The organism is Thermococcus sp. SY098, from assembly GCF_035621495.1.
Classification (GTDB): Archaea; Methanobacteriota_B; Thermococci; order Thermococcales; family Thermococcaceae; genus Thermococcus_B.
Window position 1 is genome coordinate 170276 of record NZ_CP141821.1, and the last position, 12964, is coordinate 183239.

The window sequence follows — 12964 nt, forward strand, 5'->3', positions numbered from 1 at the left end:
TTAGCCGGGTGGTTCAATGAAAAACATCATCTCTTTCATGACAAGGATTCCGCTTGAGGGTGACTTTGAAAAAGCAAGGCAGGAGATTTGGGCGTTCCCTATGCTGGCAGTCATTACTTCTGCTTTATCCACAATTGTCCTTTATTTTAACGCTCCTCTGAAAAATATTTTGGCAGTTCTGCTCTTATATTTCACCATAGGCTTGCTCCACCTTGACGGATTAGCAGATTTTGCCGATGGGATTATGACCAAAGGGGACAGGGAAAGGAAGATTAAAGCCATGAAGGACTTGAACACTGGGATAGCAGGAATTTTTGCTGTTGTAATGGTTCTGCTTATCCAAGTCTACTCTTTGAGCTACACCCCGTTCTACGCCCTTTTTCTGGCAGAGCTGAACTCGAAGTATGCGATGGTTCTGGCTTTAAGCACGAAGAAGCCTTTAGGAGATGGGTTAGGAGCTTACTTTATGGAGGCTATGAGCAGAAAGCAACTGCTTTTGGCAACCATGATTTACATTCTCTTACTGGTGCCTTTCTTTCTCTACGAGTGGAGAACTGTTATTAGTGTTCTTGGATTTCTAATTGGGGCTTACATCATAAAGCTCAGCTTAGATAACTTTGGCGGTTTAAATGGTGACTGCATTGGAGCGGTGGCTGAGATAACGAGGGGCGGAACGCTTTTGATCTTGGCTTTCATTTGGTGATACTTATGATAATCATCTTAGCAGGAGGAAAATCTACCAGAATGGGAAAAGAAAAGCCCGTTCTCAGGATAGCCAATAAACCGATGCTCCTCTGGATTTATGAGCAGGCAGAAAAAGTTGATGAAGTTTTAGTCGCATTGAGCAAAAATACACCCAAAACGAGAGAGCTCTGCCTTCGGGAGGGAATTCCTTTTATTGAAACCTCTGGAAAGGGTTATGTTCACGATGTTCAGGGGCTTTTAAAGGAATTTGGTCCATTTGTAAGCATCTCCGCAGACGTTCCTTTTGTGAAAGCAGGTGATTTCTGGCTCATCAAGAAAGCCTTTGACGGAAGAAAAAGCTTAACGGGGGTTCTTCCCTTAAGTCTTGTTCCAAAAGATCTCCACCCCGTAACCTATAGGGGATGTGCAATTGTTGGGTTAAACGCCGTAGCTGAAGAAGGAGAAGAGTTTTTCAAGCTTACAAATCCATTATTGGCTCTGAATGTGAACACTCTGGAAGAGCTGGAGCTTGCAGAAAAAATTGCAAAGCTGATTTACAGCCCTAAGCTTCTCAAGATGTAACTAATGTCGAGATTTCTCTCAACAATCTTTGCAAACCTCTCGATTTCCTCTTCAATACTCCACTTCTGCACTGTTATTGGTTCAAGACCCTTTTCTAAGCGAAGCATGTTCAAAAACCGCTCTGTAAATTCAAAGTTGTGAAAAATTCCGTGGAGATAAGTGCCAAAAACCCTTTTCCCAACAGCTCCTTCAGGCTCAAAGGTCTTAACTCCGTTTATTTTACGTATTATTGAGAATGGGTTTTTTGATACAGAGCGCCCCATCCTAATCTCATAACCATCAACGTTTAAGCCTCTCATAGGCTCCCACATAATTTCGGCCTTTAAATGGTTTGTTCTCTTAGTTTTAGCAAACACCGTTTTAGCTTTCAGCAGACCAATACCCCTAACCCTACCACGCTTCGACTCTATTTTATCAATAATTTTTTCTCCAAGCATCTGAAAGCCACCGCAGATTCCTACAACGAATGCTCCATCTTTATGTGCTTGGATTACTGCATCTTCAATGCCGTTCTCCCTCATCCAGAGCAGATCTTCAATCGTGTTCTTGCTTCCTGGAATTATGATTAAATCCCCTTTGATTTCCTCCGCTTTTGTGACATAATCAACTCCGTTTGCCCAGTGGAGGGGTTCAAAATCTGTGAAGTTGCTTATATGTGGGAGCTTAATGATTTGAATATGCAAATCGCCCTTAACCTTTGGAAAGCTAACGAGAGAATCTTCCTCTGGGATTTTGTGCTCCGTGTATGGTATCACACCCAAAACCTTCTTACCGTATTTCCTCTCAAGATATTCAAAGCCAGGCTTCAGAAGAGAGGCATCTCCCCTAAATTTGTTGAAGACAAAGCCGATTACGAGTTCCCGCTCTTCTTTACTTAATAACTCCATTGTGCCAACTATAGAAGCAAAACTACCGCCTCGATCTATGTCCGTAACGAGAATGACTTTGGCATTTGCATGTTTTGCAACACGCATATTTGCAATATCATAATCTTTGAGGTTGATCTCGACTGGACTCCCAGCCCCTTCAATTACAACGATGTCGTGCTTTTCCAAAAGCTCATCTAAAACCTGCATAGCTTTTTTGAAAAGTTCCTCTTTCTTTGAGAGCATATATTCACGAGCGGAGACACTTCCTATTGGCTTCCCCATGAAAACTATTTGACTCCTCATATTCCCCTCTGGTTTAAGTAAAATGGGGTTAAAATTTATTGAGGGTTTCTTTCTGCACGCTAAAGCTTGTAAATACTGCGCCCTGCTGATCTCTCCTCCTTCTATGCTCGGAGCCGAATTTAGGCTCATATTTTGGCTTTTAAACGGAACTACATCGTAGCCCATGTCCGTGAAAATTCTACATAAGGCTAAGGTTAGGAGAGATTTTCCAGCTCCTGATGAAGTGCCCTGAATCATGAGGGCCTTTCCCATATTTTACTCACCTCAGGATAAAGCAAATTGGGAGGCTCACCTTTTCCTGTTGCCTTTATTCTATACGTGTTTGGCAGGATTCTTCTCACTTTTCTTATGCATTCATCAACCTCCTCATATACGGGGTTCTGGACAAGAGGATCAATTCTGAACCTGATTTTTGGATTTAGTGATGCTATGAATTTGGCTATTTTTAATATTTCATTACACTCTACGATACCTTTAACATAAACAGTTTCGGCAACTATTTTTCCGCTTTTTGCAAAGCGTTTAAAGTTCTTAAGAGCCTTATAGTTAGAAACACCAGTTATTTTCTTGTGAAGCTCATTATCAAGGGCTTTTATGCTGAATGTTATCCCTCTTACCAAATCAACAAGTTCCTTATCCAAAAGCTCACCATTAGTGATAAGCCACACGTCAATCCCCTCTTTTTTCAGGCGTTTTATTAACGGTTTGAGCTCTCTATCAATTGTAGGCTCTCCGCCTCCGAAAAAAGCCAGCTTAACGCCATTTTCCTTTAAAATTCTTACAACTTCTTCAATGCTCAAAAATTTAATATCCCCTCGGATCCACAGCTTATCAAGCTTTCTCTTTAAATCATCTGGAAGACACAGATTCCATTTTTCAAACGCCCATACACAATAAGAACAGCGCCAATGACAACCATGGAAGAGCACATATGCATCTCCGCTTTGAAATTGGACAATGTGATAAACATTTGTCATGGCAACCACCAAAAGAAAGGGTAGAGGGAAAAAGATTAACCAGAGACCGAGGTACTACACTTCAACGGTTGTGGTTCATAGTTGAAAACTTCAGGATGTATGAATTCTGCCAGCTCTTCTAAGCCCAGCACAATTCTTGGCCCTGGACGCGAAATTATGTTGTCGTCGCTTATAACATAGACCCTACCGTTCTTCACGGCATCTGTCTTTGCGAGCTCTGTCTCACAGAGCTGTTCTGGCGAAATTCCAGCATGAGCTGAGAGTATTATGATTTCTGGATTTCTCGCCAACACCTGCTCAATGCTAACTTGTGCCCAGCCAGTTAAATCATTGAATACATTCTCTCCACCGGCTAATTCAATAAGATCGCCCTGGAACGTATCTCTACCAGGAGTGTAGATTGGGTTCCACCAGCTTATGAAGAAAACCTTTGGCTTTGGCTTATCCTTGACTATTGAAGTTATGTACTCAACTTTTGCCTTCATTTCATTAACAACACTCTGTGCATATTCTTCCCTGTTGGTAACCTTACCCAAAAGCTCAATTTGTTTATAGATTTCATCAATGTTTCTCGGTGCAACGATTATTACTGGTGCAATCTGCTGGAGCTGGTCAAGATATTTAAGGTGCATTGAAGTCCCGATAATCAAGTCTGGCTTAAGTGATGCGATAATCTCAATATTAGGATCGCTAAAGCCACCAATTTTCGTAATATTAGCTACTTGAGGTGGGAAGTCATCGTACTTTGTAACACCAACAACCTTATCACCGGCACCTATATAGAACAGGGTTTCTGTTATGCTTGGTGCAAGTGAGACAATTCTTTGGGGCTCTTTTTCAATTGTGACTGTTCTGTTCATGAAGTCAATAACAGTGAGGGGATACTTTCCTCCAAATACATCAGGATGAATAACTTTTGCAAGCTCTTCGAGCCCAATAACAATTCTTGGAGAGGGTCTTACAAGGACATTGTCGTTTTGAATTACCACCACCTTTCCTTCCTTGGCGGCAGTTGTCTTTGAAAGTTCGCTGTGATATACATCCTGAACCGTCATTCCACAATGAGGCGTGAGAATTATGACTTCTGGATCCTTAGCTAAAACCTGCTCTACACTTACCTGCGCCCATCCTTCAACATCGCTGAATACGTTTTCTCCACCGGCTAATTTAATCAAGTCATCAATGAAAGTCCCCTTTCCAGCGGTCATCAGGGGATTATTCCAGACAACATAAAAGACCTTGACTTTTGGCTTGCTCTTAACTGCATTTTGGATTTCCTCAACTTTTGACTTCATATCTGCAACAACTTTTTGTGCTTGTTCTTCTTTGTCGACAACTTTACCGAGAAGTTCAATTGCCTTGTAGATGTCATCCATGTTCTTGGGGTCAATGATTACAACCGGGGCAATCTGCTCAAGTTGAGTGAGATATTTCAGGTGCATAGATGTAGCGATGATTAGATCGGGTTTCAGAGATGCAATTATTTCGATGTTTGGATTGCTAAATCCCCCAATAATTGTTCTACCTTCCTGCACTCCCGGGGGAAAATCATCATATTGGGTAACACCTACAACTTTGTCCAAAGCCCCGAGGAAGTATAAGGTTTCGGTTATACTTGGAGCTAAGGAAACGATTCTCTGAGGCTCTTTTTCAATGGTAACTTTTCTATCTGCAAAATCAGTGATGGTTATTGGATACTTTCGCTGTTCAGTCTCCGTTGGAGCTTTTGTAGTTGAGGTTGTGTGAGCTGCTGTCATCTCTTTTGAGGAGGTTGCTTGGGTAGTCGTACTTGTTGGGGTTGTGCTTTGGGTTGAAGATGTCTGTTGATTTATACAGCCCGCTATTATTACTCCAAACATCAAAATTGTCAAAATCAGGGCGACTTTTCTTTTCATGATTCTCACCTTTTGGATTATTTGTCCAGCCTTCAGCAAAAATATGGGCGAAGGGTATATAAGCTTGTTGGATAAAATTGCCAAGGGTGAAGATTATGATGCTGGTAGTTTTGGGGAACACTGAGGTAAGCACAATCCCGGGAATAAGTGTTGCCGGAGCAACTCCGGAGTTAACCAAATTGACTCCTCCAGCGGATGCCGAATATCTGTTTTATGAAAAGCCTGAAATCATTGATGTTATCCCCGTAACTCCAGAAGGGCACCCGACACCAGCTATAATCACTAAAGCCGCTAAGGAACTGGCTGATTTTCCAATTGTAATTGTCAGGGGAGGGACTTATTTAGCACCATTAGTTCCTCACATTCACATAAGCGACGTAGTTGGGAGGGACTTCCGCAGGGAGAAGGCCCTCCCGGAGGCAGAAAAAATAATAGAGAAGGCAAAACTCTTTGGACAGCAGCTGGACAAACTTAATCTTAGAGAAATAGTAATTGGTGAGTCAACCCCTGGAGGAACGACAACGGCTCAAGCTGTTCTCTGGGCTTTGGGATATGATGCGAGAACTTCATCTGCTTCACCAGACAATCCGCAGAGCTTGAAGGAGCAGGTAATCATGGAAGGCTTCAAAAGAGCGGGCATTGAAAAAGGTGGATTTGCAAATGAACCTTTAAGAGCATTAGAGGAGTTCGGTGACCCAATGATGGCAACCGTTATTGGACTCTCCCAGGGATTCAAAGGTAACGTTGTCTTAGCAGGTGGAACTCAGATGCTGGCAATAGCTGCTCTGCTCAAGGCTATGGGGGAAGATTTGAGCAGATTCATGATCGCCACGACAAAGTGGGTTGTAAATGATGAGAGTTCAACGTTCAAGAAGACGGCAAAAGATATTGGCATAATCTACTACTACGCTGAGCTTGACTTTTCAAAGAGCAAGTTCAAGGGTCTGCAAGATTATGAGAGAGGATATGTGAAGGAAGGCGTTGGAGCTGGGGGAGCAGTTTGGCTGGCTGTTAAGAGAGGGTTTACAGTTGATGATGTTGCAAAGAAGGTTGATGAGCTTTATGAAAGGCTTATGGAGATTGGAGGAAAAGCTTAATTTGCTGTCTTTTCTTTTTTATGCTTGTAAAATATAAAATGGGAGAAAATCACCCAAACAGAATCTTAAGCTCCTTCACAAAAACCTTACGATTGACTATGATGTGAGCAATGATAAGAACGTTCATGATGAGAGCGACTTTTGTTCTAAGTGCAAAGATTTGAGCCTTGGTCATTCCAAGGAATGCTCCGTTTTTTGTGGCCCACAGCATGCCTATTGCAGTGAATAACGCTAAGAGGAACACGATAAACAGAACAAGTGAAAGCAGTGCCTTGACTTTAAGCTTTCTTCTCATCTTGGGATTCTTTGCGGCATCATCAAGCATCTTTTCCATTGGATCCATTTTTACACCCCCAGTGCAGTCATTAATCTTCCTTATCAGCCCTTTAAAAGTGTTCCGAAGACCGTCAAGCTCTTAAACGAAAAAGAGTATTAGACTCCATGGTTGGCAAACACTACATCCATGCTTTCAAGGAACCGATGCTCAGCTTAAGCAACGCCCCTCATAACGGTGGATTATTCAGGGCTAATGGCTTCTTCTTCATGCACGTTCACAAGAACTACAGCGGCAACTACAAAGAAGACTGCCTTAATTTCGAAAAGCAGAACGGATTAAGGGACTTTGTGGGCTTCATGACAGCGGCAGATATTCCAAAAGTTCTCGTCCATGCAAAAAATGGGAGAGTTGAGGCATATATAACGGCAGGAATAACAAATCCTGCCATAGCGGGTGACGAACCTCCACCATGGAAGCCCGGAACGATAAACATTGCCCTCATAATATCTGAAGGGTTAAGCGTTGGAGCATTGGCAAACGCTATAATGACCGCAACAGAAGCAAAAACTTACACCCTGCTGAAGCTTGGCTACAACGCAACGGGAACCACAAGTGATGGGATTGGGGTGTTTGCTTATGAAGGAAGAGAAGAGTGGGCTGGAACTGCAACAAAGCTCGGTATCTCAATTGGAAAAGCCGTAAGAAAAGCCCTAAAGGAAAGCTTGGTCAAATGGGAGAAAATCAAAGATTAAGATTTAAAAATTGTGGCGGGAATAATCTACTGGGGATGATGCCTTCCGACGCTGAGGGATGATGAGTGGACGGCTGGCTGATCACTTAAGCCGGAACAGGTCTGAGCGGGTTATTATCCCTACAGGCTTTCCCTCCTTGTTCTGCACAATAACCGCTGGATGCTCTTCAAGGAGATACTTAACGACCTCAATGTCTTCCTCCTCATTGACTATTGGAAAAGGCTCCTCCATGACTTCCATAGCTTTTCTCTCGTAGATGTCTTCATATTCCAGGCTCTTTCTCACAAGTGTTTTTTCAGTTACAGATCCGACAACTTTGTTTCCTGCAATCACAGGAACCTGGGATATGTTGTGTTCGTTCATCAGCTTGATTATCTTATCCACTTGATCATACGGTTTAACAGCAATTATCGGAGAAGACATTACATCTTTAGCTTTCAACTGGGCTTTCTTACACTGAAGAAGGGCCTCAAGAATTCGATTAAAAGTTGAAAGTCTGGGATCAACTCTTCCACTTTCAAGCTTAGCTATATACGCTTGGGTAACACCTGCCCTTTTAGCAAGTTCCTCTTGAGTAATTCCAAGCTCTTTTCTGATTCGTCTTATCTCTCGCGGATCAATGGGGCGGGGAAGAATTACCATAATAACCACCGGTTATTAAAATTAACTTTGGGGATTATAAAAGTTTTGAAATTGTGGGCCGGCAACAGAGACACCCCGCTCATGGCTCACGGGGGCGGATGCACCGGCCCTATGGGCTCGGCGTGAGCACACTCCGCTCATTGAGCCCGAGTTCTTGCGGAGGCGGGTTCGACCGAGCCCACGAGGGTACGAATTGTACCCTCGCTGTCGGCATTAATAATTGGGATGATTGAGATTTAACCTTTATGCTGTGCTTATCAATATTACACCAATCACTGCCATCACTAAACCGGTCAGAATCTTGCTGTTTGGAGGCTCTCTTAGAATAAGAATAGCCAAGGTCGCTGAGATAATCGGATTTATTGCCGTAATTGGAGCTGCAATTGGAGAACCGACCAAGCTAACTGCCTTCACAAATGAATACTGTCCAATGAATAAGCCTAAAAACGCTGCTCCTGCTAATGCTGTTAATTCTCTTTTTGTAATTGTTTTTATCTCGCTTTCATATTTCTTGACAAATACGCTAATCCCCAAAGCAGCAAACATCATCCTAAGCCCAGCCAATGTAAAAGGTGAAATTTGAGCAGAGAGCCATTCCATGGTAATTATGGCAAAGCTCCACGATAACGGAGCTAAGAGAGCAAATATAAATCCTTTCATATCTAAATGCTCCTCTATTTCCCCCTGCCGTACAATTATAATAGCGAGGACTATTAAAAATGCACCGAATATTATCTGTGGGCTGATATTTCTTCCGAGAAACAAATATGCCCATAAAATTGCCCAGAGAGGATAAGATGAAGTTATGGGCACCGTCCTTGAAACACCCATGATTTTCATAGCGTTAAAGAAAAAGTAATCTCCGATAACAAACCCGAACTGGGCAGAGACAAATGCAACCATAAGCTGGAGGGGTGTTAAGTTTAAAACTTCCTCCCAGTTTCCATTAACCGTAAAGAAGATTGCATAGACAACGGCAATAATGTAGAGCCTAACTATATTTACCGTTATGGCACCTTTGTTTTTCATGCTTATTTTCAACAGTATTGAGGAGACTCCCCACCCAAACGCTGACAGCAGTGACAATATTACTCCGAACATCAACGGATTCATGTGATCTCGTCTTCCACTTAGCTTAAAAACTTAACGTTTCGACAAATATCATAAATGAATTTATAAGCATTTAAAGTTGAAAAGTTTCGGATGATGACCTCGGCAGAACTGAGCTCTGCAATGATGACGATCTTGAGTGCTGATAAAATTTAAAATCAGCGAACAAGGACGTTTATTCTCTTTGGGACAATATTTATGCCATATTCTCTTGAAACATCTTCCATAGCCTTCTTTATTGTCCTAATAGCATCCTCTTTTATTTTATCGTCAGAAATTCCTGAAAATGTCCCAAATAATCCCCCAACTTCCTCTTTTGCAAAGCTGACTTCAAATATAACTTCCACGTTTGAACCCGTGAAGTTCCAGTTCATCTTGAGCCACTTAAAAGTGACCCTTGGAAGCAATTTAAGGTCATTCTGGACTCTTGATTTCAAAGTTTCCATAGCAGGTTCAATACGGCTTTTGAGCAACGTTTGCTCTACATCTTTTTTCTTGTCTTCAGTTAGGAACGACAGCTCCTCAATACCTGCTTCTTTAAGAAGCTTTTCTACCTCTTTTTCTATTTCCGATTTTTTCTTGAGGATTTCTGCAGCTTTTGTACTTACTTGAGACTCCATGACACTCGATGGTTGTTGAGGCATTATACTTTCAACCTCTACCTTGTGCACCCATACATATTTCTTAAGAGCCTTCCCTATCTCCCGAGCATGCTTTTTAGCAAGAGCGGTCACAAATGATTCGATCTGGATTCTGCTCATATTGGCTGCAGAAGCGTGAAGCTTTATGTTGATTTCGTGCTCTTTTCTTCCTTCGACCTCTACTTCCATCTTTTCAACTCTAATCCCCGCATCTTCTATGTCCCTTAGAAGGGCCTTTGAATAGGCACTAAAGTACGTTCTGAATTCTGGATCGATTGTAAGAGATATCTTGGGAGTAACTTGAACTGTCGGTGGCTTTTTAAGTCGCCACAGCTCAACCTCCCCTCTTTCTTTTTCCTCCATGGTATCAACTTTCTCACCAGCTATTACGTTCACCTTTACGGTTCTAATTATTGGCTTCAGTCCAGAAACTCTCCCTATAACAGGTATGTGCCTATTGGCAAAGAATAGAATCTTTCTTTTTGCAATTTCAATGCTCTTTTCGTCCCCGACATTTGCATTGAGTTGAATTGTTAAGTATACTACCCCAGTTCCAATTTCACCGCGAATTTCTACCTCATTAAGGACTGTATCGTTCATCTTCTTAATGTCATTGAGAAGAACTTTTGAGTACTCTTTGAATGCCTCTTCAAGAGCAGGTTTAAATGCTTCGCTTCCAATTATTTCAATCTTCACCTTAAGCTCTTCTTTTTTAGCTACCTTTTGAGAAGCTGGTTTAGGAGCCTCTTTAGGAACTTTGACTGGCTTTTCCTCCAGGGGTTTTTCTATTATCTCGGGAACTTTTGCCTTTTTCACCTCTTTGACTTTCTCAATTTGAGGTGCAGGTTTTGTTCGCTCCTCCCTCTTAACTTTTTCTAAAACCTGTTCCAGGAGTTTCTCCTTTTCAAGAACTTCAGAAAACTCACTCTGCTTGGGAACTCCGAGGAATTCCTCAATGCCAATTTTAGGGGTTGCGCTATAGATCTCAATGTTGTCTGCAATAGACAGCTTAAGCGTTATCTCATCGAGGGTATATACATCGATGACCATTGGATTTGAAAGGAGCAACTTGAGAGCATCCAGTGCTTCCTTTCCGATTACATCCCTATTCTCGATCAGAAACTTTCCATAAGCTGCGAGTATCTTTGAGTTGTCCGTTAATACCGTGAAATAGTATTTCTCATTAGAGTCCTTGGTAAATATTTTGATAAATGCCCCATTAGCATCAGCGAGGGCTTCACGGATAAGTGATACAAAGTCATCCTTGCTTGTGGACACAATATTTTCTTTAAACGGCTGCATTTTAGGTAGCTGCATATTTCACCACCACATATACCATTAGGTATATATATCACTACTCTCCAAAAATCGTTGAAAGGGCATTCTTACTAAAATACATCCACGCTAATATTTAAACATTATTGTATTAAAGGTGGGAAAAATGAAGGTCCTCATACTTGGTGGAGGGGCAATCGGAAGAACTATCGCAGAAGCTTTGAAAGGGGAGTTTGATATCACAATTATTGAAAAAGATGAGCTACGAGCCAGGTCACTATCTGAAAGTGGCTTTCAAGTTGTTCACGGTGATTTTTCATACACTGCCACTCTACTCAAGGCTCACATAGATAAGGCCGATTTAGCGATCATTACAACAATGGATGTTCCCACAATAAAGCGCACTATCCAAGTAATACGCTCAAACAATAAATCAATTCCTATTCTTACGATTCTTCCTGATGATGTAAGCCAGGAGGATATTGTGAATCAAATTAAGGAAGAATTTGAAACAGAGGTTAAAATAGACTACGCTGTATCTCCAAGAAAGGCTATCTCTAAGGTCGTTGTTGATATAGTTGAGATGTTTGGTGAAAAGAAGAATGCAAATCTTCTTGCTAAAAAACTCCAGCAGCTCAAACAAAAAGGAGACGGTCTTCTAATAGTTATGCACGATAATCCAGATCCAGACTCCATGGCAAGTGCGGCAGCATTAAAGACAATAGCACAAAACTTTGGATTTAAAGTGCATATAGTGTATGGTGGAGAAATTACCCATCATGAAAATAAAGCCCTTTTAAATGTTCTTGGAGTTGACATGAGCAGAGTTTCAAGGGGTTCTTATGAGATTAAAAGATACCCCTTCATTGCTCTTATAGACTCCCAACCCAATGGGAATCTTACAATTCTTGAAGAGGATGATTTCAAAAAGATTCAAATTATCATTGACCATCATCAAATTCTTCAGAGCCTTAAAGAAAAGCTGCCTCAAGATGCATTTGTTGATATACGACCCGAAGTCAACGCAACTTCCTCAATACTTGCCGAATACTTTAAGGCTCTTAATTTACCACTAAACGAAACTCTCTCCACAGGTTTGTTTTATGGTATTTATGTTGATACAAAGAAGTTTTCAAAGCTCAGCCATGTTGACTTAAAAGCCATTGAATTTTTGGCAGAGAAGGTCAACTACGAACTGCTTGATAAAATCGAGCATCCGGATATCTCAACAGAAACTGCTGAGATCCTCGCCAGAGCAATTCTTAACAGAAAAATATACAAGAATGTGGTCGTTTCGAACGTTGGATTTATAACGAATAGAGACGCTATAGCAGAATCTGCTGATTTCCTCCTAAGGCTTGAGGGGATAACTACAGTCCTTGTTTTTGGAATAGTTGATGATAGAATTGAGATATCCGCCAGGACAAGAGATGTGAGAATCAACATTGGAAAAGTCCTAAAGGATGCATTTGGCGAGATAGGTAGCGGTGGAGGTCATGCACAGTCTGGGGGGGCAAGGATAAGTCTTGGGATATTTAAACTGGCAAAGGACAAGAGCTCCTTACTAAGACTTGCAGAAGAGGCTATAACAGAAAAATTCCTTGAAGCATTGGGGGTAAAAGAGGGCTGAAAAGATCACTCCTCCTTGGCTTTAACCAAAATGATGTCCCCAATCGCGGTGACCCTGTCGTATGGAATTCCGACTTTCTCGCCGGGTAATCCAAGGGCTAAAACTTTTCCATGCCCTCTGTCGATGTCAATCAAGACCTCGTCAACATAGCCAACGTAGTATCCTTTGGTGTTGTATATCTGCTTTCCATAAAGTTTTGACAGCCTCATTACCATCCCAACCACCACATC

At 41.7% G+C, this 12964-nt stretch carries 13 protein-coding genes; 5 read left to right on the forward strand and 8 right to left on the reverse strand.

Translation table 11 applies throughout. From position 1 onward, the window contains the following. Positions 1-16 precede the first annotated feature (16 nt). Positions 17-703 carry an adenosylcobinamide-GDP ribazoletransferase gene (cobS, locus tag VFC49_RS00910; protein WP_324735785.1) on the forward strand — a complete coding sequence of 229 codons (687 nt, stop codon included), beginning with the start codon at positions 17-19 and terminating at the stop codon, positions 701-703. A gap of 5 nt (positions 704-708) precedes the next feature. Continuing rightward, a complete protein-coding gene (locus tag VFC49_RS00915; protein WP_324735786.1) occupies positions 709-1266 on the forward strand; it encodes an NTP transferase domain-containing protein in 558 nt (185 codons plus the stop codon). On the opposite strand, the gene VFC49_RS00920 is transcribed toward VFC49_RS00915, so the two are convergent. Genes VFC49_RS00920 through VFC49_RS00930 form a run of 3 tightly spaced genes read right to left on the reverse strand, consistent with a single transcriptional unit; the run spans position 1239 to position 5310 of the window. Next, complete coding sequence (locus VFC49_RS00920; protein ID WP_324735787.1) at positions 1239-2690, reverse strand: cobyric acid synthase; 1452 nt, start codon at positions 2688-2690, stop codon at positions 1239-1241. The two genes, VFC49_RS00915 and VFC49_RS00920, sit on opposite strands and share 28 nt — an antisense overlap. Next, entirely contained in the window at positions 2672-3415 is a 744-nt protein-coding gene (locus VFC49_RS00925) for a radical SAM protein (RefSeq protein WP_324735788.1), read from the reverse strand. Before VFC49_RS00925 ends, VFC49_RS00920 begins: the two co-directional genes overlap by 19 nt. Positions 3416-3450: 35 nt before the next feature. Beyond that, a complete protein-coding gene (locus VFC49_RS00930; RefSeq protein ID WP_324735789.1) occupies positions 3451-5310 on the reverse strand; it encodes an ABC transporter substrate-binding protein in 1860 nt (619 codons plus the stop codon). A gap of 95 nt (positions 5311-5405) precedes the next feature. Here VFC49_RS00930 and cobT point away from each other — a divergent pair, with 95 nt between their 5' ends. Then, complete coding sequence (cobT, locus tag VFC49_RS00935) at positions 5406-6407, forward strand: nicotinate mononucleotide-dependent phosphoribosyltransferase CobT (RefSeq protein WP_324735790.1); 1002 nt, start codon at positions 5406-5408, stop codon at positions 6405-6407. Between the two features lie 49 nt (positions 6408-6456). Here cobT and VFC49_RS00940 read toward each other — a convergent pair whose 3' ends face one another. Further along, positions 6457-6750: a hypothetical protein gene (locus tag VFC49_RS00940; protein ID WP_324735791.1), complete on the reverse strand. Its 294-nt coding sequence runs from the start codon at positions 6748-6750 to the stop codon at positions 6457-6459. Positions 6751-6848: 98 nt separating this feature from the next. On the opposite strand from VFC49_RS00940, the gene VFC49_RS00945 reads away from it, so the two are divergent. Beyond that, a complete protein-coding gene (locus VFC49_RS00945) occupies positions 6849-7436 on the forward strand; it encodes an adenosylcobinamide amidohydrolase (protein WP_324735792.1) in 588 nt (195 codons plus the stop codon). Between the two features lie 81 nt (positions 7437-7517). Here the strand turns inward: VFC49_RS00945 and VFC49_RS00950 are convergent, their stop codons facing one another. The 3 genes from VFC49_RS00950 to VFC49_RS00960 all read right to left on the reverse strand — a co-directional run bounded on the left by VFC49_RS00950 (position 7518) and on the right by VFC49_RS00960 (position 11146). Then, positions 7518-8078 carry a CBS domain-containing protein gene (locus VFC49_RS00950; RefSeq protein ID WP_324736560.1) on the reverse strand — a complete coding sequence of 187 codons (561 nt, stop codon included), beginning with the start codon at positions 8076-8078 and terminating at the stop codon, positions 7518-7520. A 243-nt stretch (positions 8079-8321) separates the two neighbouring features. Beyond that, positions 8322-9191 (reverse strand): DMT family transporter, encoded by an 870-nt coding sequence (locus tag VFC49_RS00955; protein ID WP_324735793.1) that lies wholly within the window; start codon positions 9189-9191, stop codon positions 8322-8324. Between the two features lie 155 nt (positions 9192-9346). Then, entirely contained in the window at positions 9347-11146 is a 1800-nt protein-coding gene (locus tag VFC49_RS00960; protein WP_324735794.1) for a hypothetical protein, read from the reverse strand. Between the two features lie 124 nt (positions 11147-11270). On the opposite strand from VFC49_RS00960, the gene VFC49_RS00965 reads away from it, so the two are divergent. Continuing rightward, complete coding sequence (locus VFC49_RS00965; RefSeq protein WP_324735795.1) at positions 11271-12734, forward strand: DHH family phosphoesterase; 1464 nt, start codon at positions 11271-11273, stop codon at positions 12732-12734. Positions 12735-12739: 5 nt separating this feature from the next. Here the strand turns inward: VFC49_RS00965 and VFC49_RS00970 are convergent, their stop codons facing one another. Continuing rightward, a complete protein-coding gene (locus VFC49_RS00970) occupies positions 12740-12949 on the reverse strand; it encodes a PRC-barrel domain-containing protein (RefSeq protein ID WP_013466840.1) in 210 nt (69 codons plus the stop codon). Between the last annotated feature and the right edge of the window lie 15 nt (positions 12950-12964).

Coding starts and splice junctions, on each gene's coding strand:
- cobS (WP_324735785.1), top strand. CDS start 17: ATGAAAAACATCATCTCTTTCATGACAAGGATTCCGCTTGAGGGTGAC.
- VFC49_RS00915 (WP_324735786.1), top strand. CDS start 709: ATGATAATCATCTTAGCAGGAGGAAAATCTACCAGAATGGGAAAAGAA.
- VFC49_RS00920 (WP_324735787.1), bottom strand. CDS start 2,690: ATGGGAAAGGCCCTCATGATTCAGGGCACTTCATCAGGAGCTGGAAAA.
- VFC49_RS00925 (WP_324735788.1), bottom strand. CDS start 3,415: ATGACAAATGTTTATCACATTGTCCAATTTCAAAGCGGAGATGCATAT.
- VFC49_RS00930 (WP_324735789.1), bottom strand. CDS start 5,310: ATGAAAAGAAAAGTCGCCCTGATTTTGACAATTTTGATGTTTGGAGTA.
- cobT (WP_324735790.1), top strand. CDS start 5,406: ATGATGCTGGTAGTTTTGGGGAACACTGAGGTAAGCACAATCCCGGGA.
- VFC49_RS00940 (WP_324735791.1), bottom strand. CDS start 6,750: ATGGATCCAATGGAAAAGATGCTTGATGATGCCGCAAAGAATCCCAAG.
- VFC49_RS00945 (WP_324735792.1), top strand. CDS start 6,849: ATGGTTGGCAAACACTACATCCATGCTTTCAAGGAACCGATGCTCAGC.
- VFC49_RS00950 (WP_324736560.1), bottom strand. CDS start 8,078: ATGGTAATTCTTCCCCGCCCCATTGATCCGCGAGAGATAAGACGAATC.
- VFC49_RS00955 (WP_324735793.1), bottom strand. CDS start 9,191: ATGAATCCGTTGATGTTCGGAGTAATATTGTCACTGCTGTCAGCGTTT.
- VFC49_RS00960 (WP_324735794.1), bottom strand. CDS start 11,146: ATGCAGCTACCTAAAATGCAGCCGTTTAAAGAAAATATTGTGTCCACA.
- VFC49_RS00965 (WP_324735795.1), top strand. CDS start 11,271: ATGAAGGTCCTCATACTTGGTGGAGGGGCAATCGGAAGAACTATCGCA.
- VFC49_RS00970 (WP_013466840.1), bottom strand. CDS start 12,949: ATGGTAATGAGGCTGTCAAAACTTTATGGAAAGCAGATATACAACACC.